At 69.2% G+C, this 19,625-nt stretch carries 22 protein-coding genes and 2 tRNA genes; 13 read left to right on the forward strand and 11 right to left on the reverse strand.

Annotated features, from left to right (window positions below; genetic code table 11):
- Nucleotides 1-77: 77 nt before the first annotated feature.
- Together gyrA and ACT3UL_RS16270 are read left to right on the forward strand one after the other, a co-directional pair.
- A complete protein-coding gene (gene gyrA, locus ACT3UL_RS16265) occupies nt 78-2,903 on the forward strand; it encodes a DNA gyrase subunit A (protein ID WP_444579434.1) in 2,826 nt (941 codons plus the stop codon).
- 3 nt (nt 2,904-2,906) lie between these two features.
- On the forward strand, nt 2,907-3,479 hold the full coding sequence (locus ACT3UL_RS16270) for a DUF3566 domain-containing protein (protein WP_441448144.1): 573 nt from the start codon (nt 2,907-2,909) through the stop codon (nt 3,477-3,479).
- Between the two features lie 286 nt (nt 3,480-3,765).
- Here ACT3UL_RS16270 and ACT3UL_RS16275 read toward each other — a convergent pair whose 3' ends face one another.
- Nucleotides 3,766-4,245 (reverse strand): aminoacyl-tRNA deacylase, encoded by a 480-nt coding sequence (locus ACT3UL_RS16275; protein ID WP_444579435.1) that lies wholly within the window; start codon nt 4,243-4,245, stop codon nt 3,766-3,768.
- A gap of 174 nt (nt 4,246-4,419) precedes the next feature.
- Between ACT3UL_RS16275 and ACT3UL_RS16280 the strand changes: the two genes are divergently transcribed.
- Both ACT3UL_RS16280 and ACT3UL_RS16285 read left to right on the forward strand, forming a co-directional pair.
- Complete coding sequence (locus tag ACT3UL_RS16280; protein WP_444579436.1) at nt 4,420-5,211, forward strand: hypothetical protein; 792 nt, start codon at nt 4,420-4,422, stop codon at nt 5,209-5,211.
- 91 nt (nt 5,212-5,302) lie between these two features.
- Entirely contained in the window at nt 5,303-6,679 is a 1,377-nt protein-coding gene (locus tag ACT3UL_RS16285; protein ID WP_444579437.1) for a cryptochrome/photolyase family protein, read from the forward strand.
- 24 nt (nt 6,680-6,703) lie between these two features.
- Here ACT3UL_RS16285 and ACT3UL_RS16290 read toward each other — a convergent pair whose 3' ends face one another.
- From ACT3UL_RS16290 to ACT3UL_RS16305, 4 genes are all read right to left on the reverse strand, one after another.
- A complete protein-coding gene (locus tag ACT3UL_RS16290) occupies nt 6,704-8,311 on the reverse strand; it encodes a molybdopterin-dependent oxidoreductase (RefSeq protein ID WP_444579438.1) in 1,608 nt (535 codons plus the stop codon).
- On the reverse strand, nt 8,311-9,234 hold the full coding sequence (locus tag ACT3UL_RS16295) for an anti-sigma factor domain-containing protein (protein WP_444579439.1): 924 nt from the start codon (nt 9,232-9,234) through the stop codon (nt 8,311-8,313). Before ACT3UL_RS16295 ends, ACT3UL_RS16290 begins: the two co-directional genes overlap by 1 nt.
- Entirely contained in the window at nt 9,231-9,746 is a 516-nt protein-coding gene (locus ACT3UL_RS16300; RefSeq protein WP_444579440.1) for a sigma-70 family RNA polymerase sigma factor, read from the reverse strand. Before ACT3UL_RS16300 ends, ACT3UL_RS16295 begins: the two co-directional genes overlap by 4 nt.
- A 211-nt stretch (nt 9,747-9,957) precedes the next feature.
- Nucleotides 9,958-10,656, reverse strand: a complete 699-nt coding sequence (locus tag ACT3UL_RS16305; protein WP_444579441.1) for a fasciclin domain-containing protein — start codon at nt 10,654-10,656, stop codon at nt 9,958-9,960.
- Between the two features lie 209 nt (nt 10,657-10,865).
- Here ACT3UL_RS16305 and ACT3UL_RS16310 point away from each other — a divergent pair.
- The 3 genes from ACT3UL_RS16310 to ACT3UL_RS16320 all read left to right on the forward strand — a co-directional run bounded on the left by ACT3UL_RS16310 (nt 10,866) and on the right by ACT3UL_RS16320 (nt 11,217).
- Nucleotides 10,866-10,939, forward strand: a tRNA-Ile gene (locus ACT3UL_RS16310).
- A 21-nt stretch (nt 10,940-10,960) separates the two neighbouring features.
- Entirely contained in the window at nt 10,961-11,110 is a 150-nt protein-coding gene (locus tag ACT3UL_RS16315) for a DLW-39 family protein (protein WP_193117682.1), read from the forward strand.
- Nucleotides 11,111-11,144: 34 nt separating this feature from the next.
- Nucleotides 11,145-11,217: transfer RNA gene (locus ACT3UL_RS16320), tRNA-Ala, on the forward strand.
- A 94-nt stretch (nt 11,218-11,311) separates the two neighbouring features.
- Here ACT3UL_RS16320 and ACT3UL_RS16325 read toward each other — a convergent pair.
- The gene (locus ACT3UL_RS16325; protein WP_444579442.1) at nt 11,312-11,752 is read right to left on the reverse strand and encodes a MerR family transcriptional regulator; all 441 of its coding nucleotides are present in this window, start codon (nt 11,750-11,752) and stop codon (nt 11,312-11,314) included.
- Nucleotides 11,753-11,892: 140 nt separating this feature from the next.
- Here ACT3UL_RS16325 and ACT3UL_RS16330 point away from each other — a divergent pair, with 140 nt between their 5' ends.
- The 5 genes from ACT3UL_RS16330 to ACT3UL_RS16350 all read left to right on the forward strand — a co-directional run bounded on the left by ACT3UL_RS16330 (nt 11,893) and on the right by ACT3UL_RS16350 (nt 16,513).
- Complete coding sequence (locus tag ACT3UL_RS16330; protein ID WP_444579443.1) at nt 11,893-12,618, forward strand: SDR family oxidoreductase; 726 nt, start codon at nt 11,893-11,895, stop codon at nt 12,616-12,618.
- Between the two features lie 280 nt (nt 12,619-12,898).
- Nucleotides 12,899-13,672, forward strand: a complete 774-nt coding sequence (locus ACT3UL_RS16335) for a CHRD domain-containing protein (RefSeq protein ID WP_444579444.1) — start codon at nt 12,899-12,901, stop codon at nt 13,670-13,672.
- A gap of 313 nt (nt 13,673-13,985) precedes the next feature.
- Nucleotides 13,986-14,417, forward strand: coding sequence for a class F sortase (locus ACT3UL_RS16340; protein WP_444579445.1), 432 nt, complete (start codon nt 13,986-13,988; stop codon nt 14,415-14,417).
- 37 nt (nt 14,418-14,454) lie between these two features.
- Nucleotides 14,455-15,957 (forward strand): PepSY-associated TM helix domain-containing protein, encoded by a 1,503-nt coding sequence (locus ACT3UL_RS16345; RefSeq protein ID WP_444579446.1) that lies wholly within the window; start codon nt 14,455-14,457, stop codon nt 15,955-15,957.
- A 13-nt stretch (nt 15,958-15,970) separates the two neighbouring features.
- Nucleotides 15,971-16,513 (forward strand): HAD family hydrolase, encoded by a 543-nt coding sequence (locus ACT3UL_RS16350; protein ID WP_444579447.1) that lies wholly within the window; start codon nt 15,971-15,973, stop codon nt 16,511-16,513.
- Between the two features lie 6 nt (nt 16,514-16,519).
- Here ACT3UL_RS16350 and ACT3UL_RS16355 read toward each other — a convergent pair whose 3' ends face one another.
- From ACT3UL_RS16355 to fdxA, 5 genes are all read right to left on the reverse strand, one after another.
- Nucleotides 16,520-16,906, reverse strand: coding sequence for a YciI family protein (locus tag ACT3UL_RS16355; protein WP_444579448.1), 387 nt, complete (start codon nt 16,904-16,906; stop codon nt 16,520-16,522).
- Nucleotides 16,907-16,989: 83 nt separating this feature from the next.
- Complete coding sequence (locus ACT3UL_RS16360) at nt 16,990-17,898, reverse strand: TolB family protein (RefSeq protein WP_444579449.1); 909 nt, start codon at nt 17,896-17,898, stop codon at nt 16,990-16,992.
- A gap of 18 nt (nt 17,899-17,916) precedes the next feature.
- Nucleotides 17,917-18,195 (reverse strand): hypothetical protein, encoded by a 279-nt coding sequence (locus tag ACT3UL_RS16365; RefSeq protein ID WP_444579450.1) that lies wholly within the window; start codon nt 18,193-18,195, stop codon nt 17,917-17,919.
- Nucleotides 18,185-18,607, reverse strand: a complete 423-nt coding sequence (locus tag ACT3UL_RS16370) for a MerR family transcriptional regulator (protein WP_444579451.1) — start codon at nt 18,605-18,607, stop codon at nt 18,185-18,187. The genes ACT3UL_RS16365 and ACT3UL_RS16370 overlap by 11 nt, the downstream gene beginning before the upstream one ends.
- A 52-nt stretch (nt 18,608-18,659) precedes the next feature.
- The gene (gene fdxA / locus ACT3UL_RS16375) at nt 18,660-18,989 is read right to left on the reverse strand and encodes a ferredoxin (RefSeq protein WP_441448142.1); all 330 of its coding nucleotides are present in this window, start codon (nt 18,987-18,989) and stop codon (nt 18,660-18,662) included.
- Nucleotides 18,990-19,067: 78 nt separating this feature from the next.
- On the opposite strand from fdxA, the gene soxR reads away from it, so the two are divergent.
- Nucleotides 19,068-19,556 carry a redox-sensitive transcriptional activator SoxR gene (gene soxR / locus ACT3UL_RS16380; RefSeq protein ID WP_444579452.1) on the forward strand — a complete coding sequence of 163 codons (489 nt, stop codon included), beginning with the start codon at nt 19,068-19,070 and terminating at the stop codon, nt 19,554-19,556.
- Nucleotides 19,557-19,625 lie beyond the last annotated feature (69 nt).

The raw sequence follows: 19,625 nt of genomic DNA on the forward strand, positions 1-19,625 counted from the left end.
CGGAGCGGCGCGGGGCGAGAGCCCGCGCCCCTGGGAGCGCCACGACCATCGGCCCCACCTGAAAGGCCTTCCGCCTCATGAGCGACACCCCGCAGGACCCCACGAACCCCGACGAGAACCCCGAGCTGCCTGCGGGGATGGCCGGTCAGGCCACCCCCGAGGGCGCCCATGAGGTCTCCACCTCCGAGGCGACCGACCGCACCGTCACCCTCGTCGACCCGCTCGACGAGCACGAGATCGACCGCATCACCCAGGTCGACCTCAACCAGGAGATGCAGCGCTCCTACCTCGACTACGCGATGAGCGTGATCGTCTCGCGCGCGCTGCCCGACGTGCGCGACGGCCTCAAGCCCGTGCACCGTCGGATCGTCTACGCGATGTACGACGGCGGCTACCGCCCCGACCGCTCCTTCTCGAAGTGCGCGAAGGTCGTCGGCGAGGTCATGGGCAACTACCACCCCCACGGCGACAGCGCGATCTACGACGCCATGGTGCGCCTCGTGCAGCCCTGGGCGATGCGCTACCCGCTGATCCTGGGCCAGGGGAACTTCGGCTCCCCGGGCGACGACGGCGCGGCCGCTCCGCGATACACCGAGTGCAAGATGGCCCCCCTGGCCCTCGAGCTCGTGCGCGACATCGACCAGGAGACGGTCGATATGCAGGGCAACTACGACAACACCGTCGACGAGCCCGTCGTGCTGCCCGCCCGTTTCCCGAACCTGCTGGTCAACGGCTCCTCCGGCATCGCCGTGGGCATGGCGACGAACATCCCGCCGCACAACCTGCGCGAGGTCGCCGACGCCGTCCAGTGGCTGCTGAAGAACCACGAGGCCACGAAGCCCGAGCTGCTGGACGCATGCCTGCGCTACATCAAGGGTCCCGACTTCCCCAGCGGCGCGACCATCGCCGGCACCAAGGGCATCGAAGAGGCGTACCGTACCGGTCGCGGCTCCATCTCCCAGCGTGCCGTGGTCTCCACCGAGGAGATCAACGGGCGCATGTCCCTCGTGGTCACCGAGCTGCCGTACCAGGTCAACCCGGACAACCTCGCGCGCAAGATCGCCGAGATGGTCAAGCTCGGGAAGATCCAGGGCATCGCCGACATCACCGACGAGACCTCCGGCCGCACCGGCCAGCGCCTGGTCATCACGCTCAAGCGCGACGCCGTCGCGAAGGTCGTGCTGAACAACCTCTTCAAGCACACCCAGCTGCAGGAGAACTTCTCCGCGAACATGCTGGCGCTCGCGAACGGGGTGCCGCGCACCCTGTCGATCGACTCCTTCGTGCGCGAGTGGACCAAGCACCAGATCGACGTCATCGTGCGTCGTACCCGGTACCGCCTGCGCAAGGCCGAGGAGCAGATCCACATCTACCGCGGCTACCTCAAGGCGCTCGACGCGCTCGACGAGGTCATCGCCCTGATCCGTCGTTCCCCGGACGCCGATGAGGCGCGCGTGGGGCTGATGAACATGCTCGAGATCGACGAGGTCCAGGCCAACGCGATCCTCGCGATGCAGCTGCGCCGTCTGGCCGCCCTGGAGCGTCAGAAGATCACCGATGAGCACAACCGCCTGCAGGCCCTCATCGAGGAGTACACCGCGATCCTGGCCTCGCCGGAGCGCCAGCGCGAGATCGTCTCCGAGGAGCTGCAGGAGATCGTCGACAAGTACGGCGACGACCGCCGCACCGAGATCCTGCCCTTCGACGGCGACATGTCCATGGAGGACCTGATCCCCGAGGAGGACGTGGTCGTCACCATCACCCGCGGCGGCTACGTAAAGCGCACCCGCGAGGACCAGTACCGCGCCCAGAAGCGCGGCGGCAAGGGAGTGCGCGGCGCCTCGCTGCGCGCGGACGACGTCGTCGAGCACTTCTTCACCACCACGACGCACCGCTGGCTCCTGTTCTTCACCAACCAGGGCCGCGTCTATCGCGCCAAAGGCTACGAGCTGCCTGAGGCGGCGCGCGACGCCAAGGGCCAGCACGTCGCGAACCTGATGGCGTTCCAGCCGGAGGAGAGCATCGCCTCCGTGCTCGCGATCGACACCTACGAGGACACCCAGTACCTGGTGCTCGCGACGGCCTCCGGCCTGGTGAAGAAGACGGCCCTGACGGCCTTCGACTCCAACCGCAGCGGCGGCATCATCGCGATCAACCTGCGCGACATCGACGGGATCGACGGCACGCAGCCGGACCGCGTGATCGCGGCCCGTGCGGTCAACGCCGACGACCACCTGATCCTGGTCTCCCGCAACGGCCAGTCCGTGCGGTTCCCGGCGGCCGACGACGTGCTGCGGCCGACGGGCCGTGCGACCAGCGGTGTCACGGGCATGAAGTTCCGTCACGATGACGAGCTGCTGGCGATGGATGTGCTGCGCCCCGATCAGTTCGTGATGACCGTGACCGATGGCGGCTACGCCAAGCGCACGAGTCTGGACGAGTACCGCGTGCAGGGTCGTGGCGGCCTGGGTATCCGGGTCGCGAAGCTCCCTGACGACCGCGGTCACCTGGTGGGCGCCGCCGCCGTCGACGAGTCCGACGAGCTGCTCGTGGTGATGGAGAAGGGCCGTGTGGTCCGCTCGCGCGTCGCCGAGGTGCCGCCCAAGGGTCGCACCACGATGGGCGTCGTCTTCGCCAAGCCCGACAAGGGCGATCGGATCCTGCTGGTCACGACCAGCCCCGAATCCGAGATCGACGAGGAGGAGATCGAGGGCGCCGAGGCGCCCGTTCTCGCCGACGCCGAGGGTGATGGCGTGGGTGAGGCCGTGGATGCCGCGGATGGGGATGCTGTGGAGATCTCGTCCGATGGAGAGTCGGAGCAGGACCAGGCCCCGTCCGATGATCTAGGCTCTGACGAGTCCGAGAAGTCGCCGGCCGGCGACGACGACCAGATCGAGGAGTGATCCGTGAGCACGAGTGACTCGAGGTCCGCGAGCGGCACCACGACGTCTCCGGAGGCGACCACCAAGCTCCCGGCCTTCCAGGACGGCGCTGAGGGCGGCGCGAAGACCACCTCGGAGCAGTCGATCGGTTCCGGCAAGGGGACCGCGTCCAAGGGCGCCAGCCGCAGCCCGAAGAAGACGACGACCTCGGCGGCCGCGCCGGAGAACGAGAAGCGCGGCCCCCGCCGCGTGCGCCTCACGCTGGCGCGGCTGGACCCGTTCTCGGTGATGAAGCTGTCCTTCCTGGTGGCGATCGCGCTCGGTATCGCGACCGTCGTGGCCGTGATCCTGACCTGGAACCTCGTCGACGCGATCGGCCTGTGGGACAAGGTCGACCAGCTGGGACGCGACCTCAACGGCGGCAGCCCGCTGCCCTTCATGGAGTTCTTCCAGTTCTCCAAGATGGTCAGCTACGGCACGATCGTCGCTGTGGTGAACGTCGTGATCATCACCGCGCTCGGCACCCTGCTGGCCTTCCTCTACAACCTGGTGGCGGCGCTGCTGGGCGGATTGAAGCTGACCTTCACCGACGAGTGATCCCGTGCGCCGACCAGGCGCACCACCTCGCCGGGCACCGGGCGGGCACCCTCACCAGGTGCCCGCCCGTTCTGCCTTCGGGGCTACTGATCGGGGCCCGGGCGCGACCGGGCGCGCACTGCCTGCCGGAGCATCACGGCGCCGACGACGCACTGGAGCACGGCGAGCACTCTCGCCAGGTCACTGTCCGTGATCACCACGAGGCTGATCCCGGTGAGGACGACGAGGGAGCTGGCGATGAGCTGGACGGGTCGGGAGTGGATAGGGGCCTCCTGGGGTGTCGGAATCAGGCTGTCTGCAGGTCGGTGACGTCGGCGATCTGGGCGTGCAGGCGGGAGAGGGCTGCTTCGGCGTTGACGGTCGCGGCGACGCCGTGGGCACCGGCGCCCAGGGAGATCCGTCGCTCGGGGTCACCGCTGAGGTCGAGGTCGGCGACGACGGGCCAGGCGGTGGTGGAGCCGAAGGGGGTGATGGTGCCGCGCTCGTACCCGGTGGCCTGCTGCGCGACGTCCTTGTCCGGCATGGACAGGCGGTTCACGCCGAGGAAGGAGCGCAGCTTGGGCCAGGAGATCTCCCGATCGCCCGGGACCAGCACGAAGAGGTACTGGCCCTCGGCGCGTCGCACCACGAGGGTCTTGATGATGTCCCGCGGCTCGACGCCCCGGGCGGCGGCCGCCTCCGCGAGGGAGCCGACCCTCCCGTGACGGGTGATCTCGTACTCCAGCCCGGAGGCCGTCAGGGCATCGACCGCTCGCTGTTCGCTCATGCCCCCACCCTAGAGACCGCCCGCGCATCCAGTGCGACCCAGGCGCTGTTCTCAGGCCGTCAGCACAACGCCTTGGTCGCACTCGGGCGAGGGCGTCGCACTCGGGCGAGGGGCGAGCGTGTGACCGACCACGGGATCCTCGGGATGAGCGCGTCATCTCGCTAGGGTCGGAGGATGGCCTCCTCGACGACCTCCGCCCCCACTCTCCCCGACGCCCCGGAGGACTATCCCTGGACCGGCCCCGCCGTGCGCTCGGCGCTCCTGCTGGGCAGCGGGATCGTGGACCTGGACCCGGAAGGAGCAGACGACGCCCCGACCGAGGCATCGACCGGGGCCCGGGACTGTGCTCTCGTGGACGTCGCCGCGATCGATCAGGCCCTCGCCGCCGAGGGTGCCGCGCCGCTCGCCGAACGCACCCTGGTGGTGGCCGTCGGCTCGAACCAGACTCCGGAGACGATCGCTCGCAAGTACGCCCGCTCCGGCCGTGACCTGCAGATCGCCACCCCGTTCGTGCGCTGCACGGTGCACGGTCTGGCCGTCGGGCACTGCGCCCACACGTCCGCGCGCGGGTACATCCCCGCCGCCCCGTACCGGGCCGACGGCGAGCGGATGGAGCTCGTGGCCACGTGGTTCGACGACGCCCAGCTCGCGGTGGTCGACGAGACCGAACCGAACTACGAGCGGGTGCGTCTGGACGCCTCGCGGTTCCCGCTCACCCTCGCCACCGGCGAGACCCCCGCCCGCTACGACGTGTACGCCTCCAGCTGGGGAGTCGTCGCCCACGAGCGGGCCATCCCGCTGCGCCACCGTCAGCAGGAGATGTTCGACGAGCTGGTAGCGCTCACCGGGGCCGAGCTGCTGATCGGGAACGCCGCCGAGGTGTGCGCCCGCCTGGCTGCGGCGCCGGACGCGCTGAACGCCCTGGTCCGAGAGCACGGCCTGGTGGCCGAGGACGGGCTTCGCTGAGGACGGGCTCCCCGGGGGACCGTGGTGCCCTCGTGCGAATATATGTAGCTAAGCTATATAGATCAGTCACTCGTGCGAGGGAAGGGCCAGCATGACGACGTCGATCTGGTGGGTGCGGGACGATCTGCGGATCCACGACAACCCGGCCCTGCGGGCCGCGGCGGCCGACGGCGAGGTGGTGGCCGTGCACGTGGACGAGCAGCTCGCCGGGGTGCGTCCACCCGGCGCCGCCTCGCTGTGGTGGCTTCACCATTCGCTGACCGAGCTCGGAGCTCGGCTGCGCGAGCACGGGGTGCCGCTGGTCCTGCTCAGCGGCGACCCAGAGCAGCTCATCCCCCAGCTCGTGGATGAGACTGCGGCCCAGGCCGTGGTCTGGACCCGTCGCTATCACGAGCCCCGTCGCGCGGTGGATGCCCGCCTGAAGGCGAGCCTGCGCGAGAGCGGACTGAGGGCCGAGAGCGTCGACGGCTATCTGCTCCACGAGCCGTGGACGATCTCCACGCAGTCGGGAGACCCCTACAAGGTCTATTCACCCTTCGCACGGGCCTGCCGCGAGACCGCAGAGCCCCGCCTCCCCGAGGGGCCGCCGCCGCGGCTGCGTGGACCTGAACTCACCGGACCTCGGAACAGCAACCACTGGCTCGACGAGGTCGAGTTCGCCCGGGGACTGGATGGCCGCGGATGGCTCCCGACGGCGCCGGACTGGGCCGGTGGGCTGCGGGAGGCCTGGACCCCGGGGGAGACGGGTGCCCGGGCACGCCTGGATGCCCTCGAGAACGTGCTCGACCAGTATGCGGAGGATCGGGATCGTCCCGGCGTCGACGGGACGTCGGGACTGTCCCCGCACCTGCGCTACGGGGAGGTGTCCCCGCACGAGGTCTGGCACCGCAGCCTGACGTCGGGCCGCGCGACGGGCCCGGAGACGTTCCGCTCGGAGCTGCTGTGGCGGGAGTTCGCGTGGCACCGCCTCTACCACCTGCCCGATCTCGCGACTCGCAACGTGCGACCCCGGTTCGACGCCTTCGACTGGCGTGACGACGAGGAGGGCCTTCGCGCCTGGCAGCAGGGCAGCACAGGCATCGACCTGGTCGATGCCGGGATGCGGGAGCTCTGGGTGACCGGGTGGATGCACAACCGGGTGCGCCTGGTCGTCGCGTCGTTCCTCACCAAGAACCTGCGCGTGCACTGGCGTCGCGGGGAGGAGTGGTTCTGGGACACCCTGGTCGATGCCGACGAGGCCTCCAACCCGTTCAACTGGCAGTGGGTGGCCGGCACGGGCGATGACGCCGCCCCGTACTTCCGGGTGTTCAACCCCGATCGGCAGCAGAGCCGGTTCGACGGCGAGGGCCGCTATGTGCGTCGGTGGGTTCCCGAGATCGGGACCGACGACCGAGCAGCACCCGTTGTCGATCTGCGCGCTTCCCGAGAGGAGGCCCTGGCGGCCCACGACGCGATCACGGCTCCCTGACCGCGCGCCGACCGTTCCTCCGCCTCATTCGACGGTGAACTCGATCGTGTGCCAACCGCTCGCACCGTTCGGCACCGGATTCGCCCGCTCCTCGGTCTGCTGCTCACCATCGCCGCCGGTGGCCCGCACCGAGACGCTGTGATCGCCCGCAGTGGCGTCCTCCCACTGCAGTGACCACTGGACCCAGGTGTCCGCGCTGACCTCCGCCCCCAGCTCCGCCTCGCGCCAGTCGCCGTCGTCGATCCGCACCTCGACGGCGGAGATCCCGCGCTGCTGCGCCCAGGCCGTGCCGCCGAGCATCACGGCGCCGTCGGCATCCGGGGAGAGCTTCCCGAAGGAGCGCGGCACGTCCACGCGGGAGGCGATCTTGATGGGGCCGCGCTCGGACCAGCCGCGCTCCGTCCAATAGGCGGTCTCGTCGGCGAAACGGGTCACGGTCAGCTCGGTGAGCCATTTCGTGGCCGAGACGTACCCGTACAGGCCGGGGACGACCATCCGCACCGGATACCCGTGGTCCTGGGGCAGCGGCTCGCCGTTCATCCCCACGGCGATCAGCGAGTCGCGGTCGTCGGTCAGGGCCTCGATCGGCGTGGAGGCGGTGAAGCCGTCGATGGAGCGGGAGAGCACCATGTCGGCCCCGTCCTTGACGCCCACGCGCTCCAGCAGCGTGCGCACGGGCACGCCGAGCCATGTCGCGTTCCCGGCGAGATCGCCGCCGACGGTGTTGGAGACGCAGGTCAGCGTCACGTGCTTCTCGATCATCGGCTCGGCGAGCAGCTGTTCGAACGTCAGCGTGAGCTCGCGGTCGACCAGCCCGTGGATCCGCAGCTCCCAGGTCGTGGGGTCGACGCGCGGCACGGCGAGGGCCGTGTCGATCCGGTAGAAGTCGTCGTTCGGCGTGAGGTACGCGGGCATGCCCTCGAGATCCACCTGGGCGTCGGCGGGGATCTCCTCGGCGCGGGTGCGCGGCGTGGGCAGAACGAACCCGGCGGCCTTGCTCGCGATCTCGCGGCTCGCGTTGACGCCTCGAGCCCCCGCCGCGACGATGACGGCGAGGATGCCGACCGCCCCGACGCCCACCAGGGATCGCCGTCGGGACCAGCCCGCCGCGTTCCCCGGTACGACCTCGGCCCTCGCACCTGCGGAGGGAGCGCGCACGGCGCGCAGCAGGAGCAGCAGCGTCGGGACCGCGACGACGGTTCCGAGCACGGTCGGGATCGCGTCGGGCACGGAGTTCTGCGCCCGGGTCAGCACGATGATCGTGGCGAAGAGGCCGAGTCCCGCCAGCACGAGGGCGGCGGTGCGGGGCCGACGCGATCCGAGGGCGCCGTTCAGCGCGGTGAGCACGAGGTACACCACGACCATCGAGGCGAACAGGACCAGTTTGTCCTTGGTGCCGAACAGGCCGATGGCCAGATCCTTCACCCAGGGCGGGATGATGTCGATGAACCCTCCGCCGACGGCCACGAACGGCGCCGAGGAGGAGCTGAAGGCCAAGGAGGCCAGCTCCGCGACGGCCAGCAGCACGATCCCGCCGATCACGCCGGCGAGCACCGACCACCAGGGGACCTTCGGCCGTGCAGCGCGGGGGCCGCGGGCGGAGGGCTCCTGGCGGTCGGTGGATGTGTTCATTACAGCTCCTTGATCGCGATCACGTCGGTGGGTTCCTCGGAGCCGCCGGCCGGTTCGATGCTGAGACCGATCTGGGCCGTCGGGGACATCTCTTCTCGTGCCATCACGATCTGGTCCGGCTCGGAGATCAAGCCCGCGTCCTTCGCGGTGCCGTCCACGATCCAGAGCTGGTACGTGCTGTCGCTCGGCAGCTCCGGGAGGCCGGCGGCCTGGACGATCATGGCCTGCTGGTCCCGTGAGTACATGACATGCAGGTCCCCGCCGTGGGTGGAGGGCACAGTGAGCTGGGAGGTGTCGTCGGCGGTCATGAGCGCGGAGATCATCTCCTGCTCCTCCTCCGAGCCGGCCTGCTCCGATTCCAGGGCCTCGATGGTCGCTCGGGCATCGTCCTCGGCGGCTCGTTCCGAGCTCCACAGTCCGACGCCTGCGACCGTTGTGACCATCAGTGCTGCGGCGGCGACAGCCAGCCAGCGCGAGCGCCGCACGCTCGATCGGTAGCGATCCAGGGGGATCACGGTGGCGTCACGGCCCGCATCCGCCGCATCTGATCCGGCGTCGCTCTCGGGCCCGGTCGTGTTGCGGGATGTCGCTGCGGTCTCGGTCTCCGCATCGGCGGGCGGCACGTCGGCCCGGCGATGGGTCGCCGCGCGCGGCGCCGACTGGTCCTCCGCGGAGGAGTCCTGGTCCACCGTGGACAGCTGTGGTGTCTGGGCGATCCGCGCCATCAGCGAGGACTTCAGCTCAGGGCGGGGGGCCTCCGGCTCGAGCCCGCGGGCGAGCTCGCCGGCGGTCTCCTCGAAGGAGTGCGCCTCGGACGCTGCCTCGGGATCCTGGGCGAGGAAATCCTCGATCAGGGCGCGCTCGTCGGCGTCCAGGGCGTTCAGGGCCCAGGCGCCGGTCATGTCACGTTTCTGCTCGTTCACGAGGTCACCCCCAGACTGTCTCGGAGGACGATCATTCCGTCCCGTATTCGGGTCTTGGCCGTTCCCAGCGGGATGTCGAGGATCTCGGCGACCTCGCGGTGGCTGCAGCCGGAGAAGTACGCCAGTCGTATGGCGTCGGACTGGAGAGGTGTCAGCGACAGCATCGCCGTGGCGACCCGTTGCGACTCCACCCTCATGATCCCCTCCTCCTGCACGTCCACGACCTTCTCGTCGAGTGCTCGCAGCCCCTCTGCGGAGTCACGTCGCCGGGAGGCGTCGACGGAACGGACGGTGTCGACGGCGCGACGGTGGGCGATGGTGCATATCCACCCGTGGGCAGAGCCGCGACGGGCATCGAACCGGGGAGCTTGCTTCCAGATCTCCACGAACACCTCCTGCAACACTTCCTCGCTGATGGATACGTCTCTGACCACTCTCTTGACCAGGGAGAACAACAGGGATGACGTGCGGTCGTAGAGATCAGAGAAGGCATCCTCTTGCCCCTGTCCCACGCGATGCAGCAGCTCCGCGAGAGCGGATGCGGCGGAATCGTCCGGTACGCCCCCTCGCGGATCCGTCAGCGGCTGCACTGCTGACCGGGGCGGATCGTGCGATGGGGGAGGATCGTGCGCCATTCACAGCTCCTTGCAGGACGGTGCGAGCGGGCGGGGCGATCGACTATCGTTCCCCGCCCGCTCACCATGTCCGTCCAGTGTGCGCGGTTCAGCTGGCGTCCGCCATCGACGGCGGCATCAGAACGGTATCGACCAGGTAGACGGTCGCGTTCTGGGTCTGGACGCCGCCGCAGATCACGGTCGAGCCGTTGACCATGAGGTCATCACCGCTCCCGGTGACCTCGAGATCCTCGCCCTCCACAGTGGTGTGGGTGCCGGCGATCTCGTCGGGCGCGATCTGACCGGGGACGACGTGGTAGGTCAGCACGGTGGACAGGCTGTCCGCATCGCCCGCGAGCGCGGTCAGATCGGCCTCGGGGATGGCGCCGAAGGCCTCGTCGACGGGCGCGAAGACCGTGAACTGGTCGCCGTCCAGGGTGTCGACGAGGTTGACGTCGGGGTTCAGCTCGCCGGAGACCGCCGAGGTGAGGGTGGTGAGAAGGGGGTTGTTGGAGGCGGCGACGCTCAGCGGGTCCTGGGCCATGCCCTCGACCGAGCCGTCGCCATCGGGCACCATTGCGGCGTAGTCCGCGCAGCCGGCGCCGACGAGGTTCGCTGCGGGATCCATGTCCATGCCGCCGTCGGAGGCCATCGAGCCACCGCCGTCGGAGGCCTGAGTCTGCTCGGCCGCGGGCTGGCCGCCCTCGTCCGTGCCGGCGTCATCTCCCATGCCGCCGGAGCAGGCGCTCATCAGGACGACGGTGGCAGCGAGGGCTCCGAGCTTGGGAAGCATCGATCGAGTCTTCATGGCAATCTCCTTGGTGATCCGGTGCTGACACCGCAGCGGCGTCATGCACAGAGTTCGGAGCCGGCTGGCCGGTGGATTGGAACGGACCCGGACAACTTGTTGTGACCTCCCGTACAACCGCCCAGGCCGGTTGGACGGGATGGGGAGGGGGCTGTAATGTTGTCCGTCGGTGGTTGACGTCGGAAGCAGGCGTCGAAATCAGCCCCTACGGGCCTATAGCTCAGTCGGTTAGAGCGCTGTCCTGATAAGACAGAGGTCACTGGTTCAAGTCCAGTTAGGCCCACTTCGAGGATCGGAGGACACGATGAAGACGTTCATCAAGGTTGCTGCAGTCCTGATCGGCACGTCCGCGGCCGGTCTCCTCACCTGGCGGAAGATCGAGTCTGATCGTCTTCGCAACGATCTCTGGACCGAGGCCGAGAAGGTCTCCTCCCAGCAGGACACGTCCGCCTGATCTGCCGGAAGGTACGATCGACACAAATGGATACGGGGACTTAGCTCAGTTGGTAGAGCGGTAGCTTTGCAAGCTTCAGGTCAGGGGTTCGACCCCCCTAGTCTCCACGAACAGCAGGTCAGAGGCCCTTCCCCGAATCGGGGGAGGGCCTCTGTGCTGTCCTGGATCGGTGTTCCTGGACGATGCTCCAGGAGGCGCGGGTCAGGAGGGCGCGACGCGATCGAGCTCCTCGTCGGCGCGGGCGCCGCCGCCGGTCCAGGGCGACCAGGCCGGCTCACGCAGGCCCGGGCAGTGCTCCGGGGTGGGCTGATGAGCCATCTCGACCACCCGATCCAGGGCATCGCGCGCCGCAGCCAGATCGTCCATCGCCTCCGTGATCCGCCGACGCTCCGCGGCCAGGAGCTCGAAGACCTCCGGCGAGCCGTGCCCGGTGTCCACGCAGGGAAGCAGCTGCGAGACCGTGCGGCTGGGCAGGCCGGCGGCGAAGAACTGCTGGATCAGCCGCACACGCTCGACGGCGGACTCCGGATAGGTGCGCTGGCCACCTGGGCTGCGCTCCGAGCTCAGCAGGCCCTGCTCCTCGTAATACCGCAGTGCGCGGGTGCTGACCCCGGCGCCTCGCGCCACATCGCCGATCCTCATGCAGGGCCTCCGGGTGACCTGGGACTCGTTTCTCGGCAGAACCTTGACCTTGACGTCAACGTCAGGTTCTAGCGTACTCGGCATCGGGGTCGCGGACAACGCCGCGGCCGCCAGGGTCGACGAAGAGAGCAGGAACAGTCATGGATGCTGCAGGTCAGATCGCTGTCGTCACCGGAGCGAACCGAGGGATCGGTCGCCAGTTCGTCCTCGAGCTGCTCGAGAGAGGGGTCACGACCGTCTACGCCACGGCCCGTCGGCCGGAGCTGCTCGAGTTCGACGATCCGCGTGTGGTCCCGCTGCGGATCGACCTCCTCGATCACGGATCCGTGGTCGAGGCGGCGCAGACCGCACGGGATGCGACGCTCCTCGTCAACAACGCCGGTATCTCGACCGGTGCGAGCCTGCTGACCGGTGAGCTCGCGGAGATCCACCGCGAGATGGATACGCATTTCTGGGGCACGCTCGACATGATCCGAGCGTTCGCCCCGGTCCTCGCCGGGAACGGCGGAGGGGCGATCGTGAACGTCCTCTCGGCGCTGTCGTGGTTCGCTGCTCCCGGAACCGGCTCCTATGCCGCGGCGAAGGCCGCGCAGTGGAACCTGACCAACGGCGTGCGCCTCGAGCTCGCCGAGCAGGGAACCCTGGTCCAGGGCGTCCATCTGGGCGCGGCGGCCACCGACATCTCGGCCGGGTACGACGGGCCCAAGATCGATCCCCGCGAGGTGCCCCGCCGCGCGCTCGACGCCCTGGCGACCGAGTCGATCGAAGTGGTCGTGGACGACTGGAGCGCCATGGTCAAGGCGTCCCTGGCCGGGGAACCCGCCGAGTTCTACACGAAGATCGTCGCGCTGCTCGAAGCTGCCTGAGGGGCTCCGCCAGCGGCGTGACCAACTTCCACGATCTGCGAGTCCGGGGGCCCTGGTGCCCTCGGGCTCGTCGTCGCGCCAAGTCGCCTCGCGATGCTGGAGCGCCATGCCGTCGGCCCGTGTCGTCGGCCGGAGTCGTCGGCCTGTGAGGCCGGCCGTCGGCGTGCCGATCTCAGAAAGATCTGTGATCCGTCCAATCCGATCCTCCCCGGGCTCCGAACCACCCCCACGTCACCGTCCTCGGCAGTCGCACGGCTGTCCGGTGGCCCACGAAGGAGTCATGATGCGCACGACGACGAAGCGAGTGCTCCCCCTGTTCGCGGCCACGGCCATGCTCGGCATGTTCGGAGCATCCGGCGCCGCACTGGCCGATGGCCCGGAGACGACGTCCCTGGAAGCCAACCTCACCGAGCTCAACGATTCCGGGGCCTCGGGCTCCGCGTGGGTCACGCTCGATGGCAACGAGGTCACCGTGAAGGTGGAGAGCGCGGGTCTGCTGGCCGGTGCTCCCCATGCTCAGCACATCCATATCGGTGGCAAGAACGAGTGCCCCGATCCCGGGATGAAGGGCACCGGTTTCGAGGGTGCGATCCGTACTACCGATGCTGCTGATTCCTATGGTGCGGTGGCTGTGTCCCTGACCAACGATGGTGATACCAGCCCCGACAGTGCCCTGGCCGTGGATCGTTTCCCGGTCGGTGAGGGTGGCACCTATGAGCGGACCTTCGAGGTCAGCGACGATGTCGCCGCGAGCCTCGCGAAGGGCGAGGGTTCCGTGGTGCTCCACGGTGTGGACCACAACGGCAATGGCACCTATGACGGTGACCAGATGTCCGACCTGGACCCCTCGCTGCCGTCCGAGGCCACCGATCCTGCGGCCTGCGGTTCGCTCGGTATGAGCCAGATGGCCGATATGCCCGAGGGCGGGGCCGACACCGGTGACGGCACCACTGCCGGCATCGAGGACGCCGGCCTGATGGTCGCCGGTGGTGGCCTGATCGCCGCCGCGTTCGCCGGTGCGGTCGCACTGCGCAAGCGCGCGATGCAGAAGTGAGATGACCCCTCAGGGATCACCCCGCCAGGACGGAGGCCGTCGAACGACGGCCGCCGCCCTGGCGGTGATCGCGCTCCTCGGCGCTGTGCTGCTCATCGTGTCCCTGACCAACCAAGTCGGCGAGCCCCCACAACCCGAACTCCGCTCCCAGGGAGCCGAGGCCTCCGAGGCCCCGGATACCTCCGATGGGGGCGGCACGAAGCCCCCTGTCATCCCGAGTACGGCGGCCGGAGAGCAGGAGCCCGCGGAACCCGATGAGCCAGGAGACGCCGCTCCCACAGTGGAACCTCTGGGGAGGTCCGAGCCGACGTCGATGACGATCCCCTCGATCGGCGTCGACGAGGAGCTCTTCCCGATCGGACTCGGCGAGAACGGTGAACTGCTCGCCCCACGAGGCGACCGCGCGAACCAGCCGGCCTGGTTCGAAGAATCACCCACACCCGGCGAGACCGGCCCAGCAGTCATCGAAGGACACGTCACCTGGGGCGGAGACCCCTCCGTCTTCTTCGAACTCGGCGGACTCACCACCGGCGACCAGATCGACGTCGAACGGGCGGACGGAACCACCGCGACCTTCGAGGTTTACGACTCCGCCCGCTACCCCAAGGATCAGTTCCCCACCCTCGACGTCTACGGAGCCACCGACGGCCCCGAACTCCGGGTGATCACCTGCGGTGGCGATCTCGGCGACGACGGGCACCACCTCGACAACACCGTCGTCTTCGCCCGACTCATCGAGACCTGAGGACGGTTGCACCGGCTCTTCCACGACAGGATCCTCCATGACCCACGTCTCTCGTCCTCGTGAGCGATGGCTCGGCCCGCTGCTGCTGAGACTTCATTTCTACGCCGCGATCCTCGTCGCCCCCTTCATCCTGATCTCCGCGGCCAGCGGAGCCCTCTACGCCCTGACCCCGCAGCTCGAGCAGCTGGTCTACGGCGAGGAGCTCACTGCTCCGGCGGATGGCCCGCCGCTCCCGCTGGCCGAGCAGGTCGCCGCGGCGCAGGCGCACGTCGGCGAGGGAGCGGTGGTCACCGCGATCCGACCCGCCCCGGAGAGCGGCGACACCACCCGCGTGATGTATGCCGATGACTCCCTCGGCGAGAGCGAGTCGCGCGCGATCATGCTGGACCCGGCGACCGCGGAGATCCGCGGCGACCTCACCGTGTACGGCACCAGCGGTTCCCTGCCGCTGCGCACCTGGGTCGACCAGCTGCACCGCAACCTGCACCTGGGCGAGGTGGGTCGTCTCTACAGCGAGCTCTCCGCCTCCTGGCTCGGAGTGATCGCGCTCGCGGGGCTCGGGCTCTGGGTCCGGCGGGCTCGACGAGCCCGACGGACGCGCCGGGCGCGGGATCTGCTCCTCCCGGACCTGCGGGCACGCGGCTATCGACGCACGCTCTCCCTGCATTCCTCGGTCGGGGCGTGGGTGCTGCTCGGCGCCCTGTTCCTCTCGGCCACCGGGATCACCTGGTCCCAGTACGGGGGAGGGAACATCGGTTCGATCCGTGAGGCCTTCGGCTTCACCACCGCGGCCGTCAGCACAGAGCTGCCGCAGGACACGACCATGGACATGGACACGTCCGGCACGGAGGGCATGTCGGGCACGGGCGACATGGACGGCATGGAGGGGATGACGGGCAACGATGCCGGGGAGCACGCCGAGCACGAGTCGCATCACGAGGCACCTGCGGCAGGTGGGGCCGAGTCAGCCGGTCCCGCCGCTGCCGCTGCCGCGCCCAGGGCCGACCTCGGCCAGATCGACCATGTGCTCGCCGCAGGTCGCTCCGCGAACATCGACACGGGACTCGCGGAGATCCGCCCTCCGGCCGACGCCGGCTCCGCCTGGGTGGTCGAGGAGATCCAGCGCAGCTATCCCACGAAGGTGGACGCCGTCGCGATCGACGGCAGCACCCTGGAGGTCGTGGACCGCACCGACTTCGCCGAGGCGGACCTCGCCGCGAAGCTCACTCGCTGGGGCATCGACCTGCACATGGGATCGATGTTCGGGCTGGGCAACCAGATCGTCCTGTTCGTGATCGCCTCGGCCGTGGTCGCGATGATCATCTGGGGATACCTGATGTGGTGGCAGCGCCGGCCCACCAAGGGCGGGAGCGGATTCGGGAAGCCGCCCCGTCGCGGCGCGCTGCGTCGGGCCCCGTGGTGGGGCGCGGCCCTGGTGCTGCTCGCCGCCGCGGGCATCGGCCTCATGCTGCCGCTGATGGGCGTGAGCCTGGCTGCCTTCGTCATCGTCGATACGATCGTCGGTCGGCTCCGACGGTGACTAGGCTGAGCGCATGACCCCGAGATCCCTGATCGTGCTGCTGGACTGCGGCGACACCCTCATCGACGAAGGCACCCAGGTCCACGACGACACGGGCGTGGTCCTCTCCGCCGACGTGATCCCGGGGGCCGATCGCATGGTCCGGAATCTCGTCGCCGCCGGATTCCGCCTCGCCCTGGTTGCCGACGGCCGCTACGTCTCCTTCGAGAACCTGCTGACCCAGCACGAGCTCTTCGACCTGTTCGAGACGCTGACCTGCTCCGACGCGATCCGGCACGAGAAACCCAGTCCACGCATGTTCAAGTCGGCCATGGGCGCTCTCGATCTCGAGCCGGCCGACGCCGCGCGCTGCGTGATGGTCGGCAACAACCTGCCTCGCGACATCGCCGGCGCGAACCGTCTGGGGATCACGAGCATCCACATGGCCTGGACGGACCGGTATCCGAAGGAGCCTGCAGGGCCCGACGAGGTCCCCGACCACACGATCGCAACCCCGGCCGAGCTGCTGCCCCTGCTGCGCCGGATCGACGACGAGCTCGGGGAGCCTGCCGCCTGATGCCGCTCAGCCGAGGACGGGCCGCAGCTCGAGCCACTCGTGGATCGGCTTCCCGTCCTTCCCGGGCTCCGCTGAGAGCTCCGCAGCGAGCTCCTCGGCCCGTTCCCGGCTCGCGACGTCGATGATCATCCAGCCCGCGACCAGGTCCTTCGCATCGAGGGCGGCCGAGTCGGTGAGCGGGGGACTGCCCTCGCCGTCGTACCGCACGAACGTCCCCTCGGAGGACAGCGCCAGGGAGTCGACGAACTCTCCGCTGTCCCGCAGCCGGTCCGCGAAGTCCTCCATGTACTGCATGTGGTGCGCGACGTCGCTCTCGGACCACTGATCCATCGGGACGTCGTTCACCCCGGCCGGCGCGCCGCGGTAATGCTTGATCATCACGTACTTGGCCATGGGAGGCCTCCTTCGAGAGGGTCCGCCCATTCTTGTCCGCTCCGCGCCCCGGGGGAAGGTGCGCTGGTGGTCATTCTTCGGGCCTACTCCGCGTCGAGCTCCTCGATCGGGTAGTCGACGAAGGCGAAGGCCGAACCGTCCGGTGCCCAGCTGGGCACGTTCATGGTGCCCTGGCCGCCGTGCAGGGAGACGAGTGTCGTCGGCCGGTCCCATGCGCCCCACTGCACCAGCCGCAGCTCGACGCTGCGGTTCTCCGGGTGGCCGATCGTGCCCGGCTCGAAGCTCACGTAGGCCACGACGTCCCCGGTCGGGGCGACGTGCGGGAACCAGTTCACGCGCTCATCGGAGGTCAGCTGCTCCAGCTCGCCGCCGTCGGGCCGGATCCGGGCGAGCTGGGCGTGGCCCGGCACGGTCGAGAACTGCTCGGTGTTGAAGAGGATCCACTGCCCGTCGGGGCTCCAGGCGGGCCCGTCGGCCGGGCCGGCGTCCGTGGTCAGCGCCCGGTCGCCCGTCCCGTCGGCACCGATCAGATGAAGGGCGGCCGCGGTCCAGGGGTCCTGCCCCTGCGGCACAACGCGCACGTACGCGAGCTGCGACCCGTCCGGGCTCGCCCCGTGCAGGAAGTGCAGGGGCCCGTCCTCGCTGGTCACCCGGGTGATCTCGGAGCCGTCGAAGGGGACGTGCCAGATGTGGTGGTCGTTCGCGGAGGCGAACACGCCGGTGCCGTCGCGCAGCAGCACGTGATCGTTGTTCACCGGCGGCAGGCCCGGGACGTCGAAGAGCTCGGGCTCGGTGGAGCCGTCGGCTTCCAGGAACCAGAGCTTCCCGTCGCCGTTGATCAGGAGGCGACCGTCGGTCAGCCAGTTCGGGGCCTCGTAGAGCCGCTGCGTGGACTCATGGACGGTGCGCACCTCCCCGCTCGCTCGGTCCCACACACGGATCCGGGCACGCTGGCCGGGCTGAAGGGTTCTCCACGAGATGGTGTCGCTCATGCCGAGGAGTCTGGCACGTCAGGCCTCCGCGGTGACGATGAGCATCAGGACGACGGCGAACAGGGAGAGGGCACCGAGGGAGGCGCCCACGGCGGCCGGCAGCACGGTCGGGGCGAGGCCCAGGTCCCAGCGCCAGATCCCGACCAGGCCGAGGGTGATGGCGGCCACGGCGACGGGGGTGGCGATGATGTCTCCGATCCCCGGGATCGCGATGCAGGCCACGGCGGCGAGGCCGAAGGTCAGGGAGTAGTCCCCGGCGGTGTAGCGCCTGCGGCCCGACGGCCGCTCAGCCTGCATGCGCGCTGTGCTCCTCGATGACCTCGTCGAGGATGTCGATCGTGTCGAGCTGGCGCTCGACCTCCTGCTGCAGGCGGTCGCGGTGCTCGCGCAGCTCGGTCACGAGGTCCTCGGTGCAGTGCGCGTCATCGATCATGCCGGGCAGGACGGGCCGGATGTCCGCACTGGACAGGCCGGCGGCGAACAGGCGCTGGACCAGGAGCACGCGGTCCACGGCCTCGGACTCGTAGCGCCGGTGGCCGGCCTCGGTGCGGTGGGCGACGAGGAGCCCCTGCTCCTCGTAGTAGCGCAGAGATCGTGGGCTCACCCGGGTCAGCTCGGCGAGGCCACCGATGCTGAGCAACCCGGATAGGTCGGCCCGACCGGGGTGTCCGGAGGGGCGCGCCCTCACATGTGTGTCAGATATCGACATGACCGCAGTGTATGGCGCTGCGGGCCCGTTGGCGCGGAACCTGACATGCGTGTCAGGCGAGGGGGTTCGGCTGTGTGGGCAGGGCCTCGATGAGCGGGTGGTCCTTGTCGATCACGCCCATCTTCGCGGCGCCGCCGGGAGCACCGAGGTCGTCGAAGAAGTCGACGTTGGCGTTGTAGTAGTCGGCCCACTGGTCCGGGGTGTCGTCCTCGTAGAAGATCGCTTCGACGGGGCACACGGGTTCGCAGGCGCCGCAGTCCACGCACTCGTCGGGTTGGATGTACAGCATCCGGTTGCCCTCATAGATGCAGTCCACGGGGCATTCGTCCACGCAGGCACGATCCTTCACGTCCACGCAGGGCAGGGCGATCACATAGGTCACGGAGGCTTGTCCTTCCCAGTCGGTATGAGAGGACCGTAAGATCTCAAGCGCACTTGAAGTCAAGCGGACGGGGTGACCATGAATGTGCCGCACGAACCGGACGAGCTGCTGACGATCGGCGAGATGAGCCGGCGCACCGGCGTCGCGCAGTCCGCCCTGCGCTATTACGAGGATCTCGAACTCATCGCCTCGGTGCGCACCTCCGGCAACCAGCGCCGCTACGCCCGCCACATGCTGCGCCGGGTCTCCCTGATCTCCGTCGCCAAGCGCCTGGGGATGCCGCTCTCGGACGTGCACGATGCCTTCGGGGACGTGCCCATGGACAGCACGCCCTCCCATGCCGACTGGCAACGCGCCTCGCGTCGGTGGAAGCTGCAGCTCGAGGAGCGCCGGCGCAGCATCGAGCGGCTCGAGAACGAGCTCACCGGCTGCATCGGCTGCGGCTGCCTCTCGCTGAAGGCGTGCGCGCTGCTGAACCCCGACGACGCCCTGGCCTCGACGGGCGTGGGTCCACGACGCCTGGATGGTATCCACGACGACGAGGATTCCGCCGGGGACGAACGATGACGGACAGGATTGCCCTCAAGTGCACTTGAGGTCCTAGGGTCGAGGCATCACCTCGACGAAAGGACTGAT

Source organism: Brachybacterium sp. 107 (assembly GCF_052379725.1).
GTDB lineage: Bacteria > Actinomycetota > Actinomycetes > Actinomycetales > Dermabacteraceae > Brachybacterium.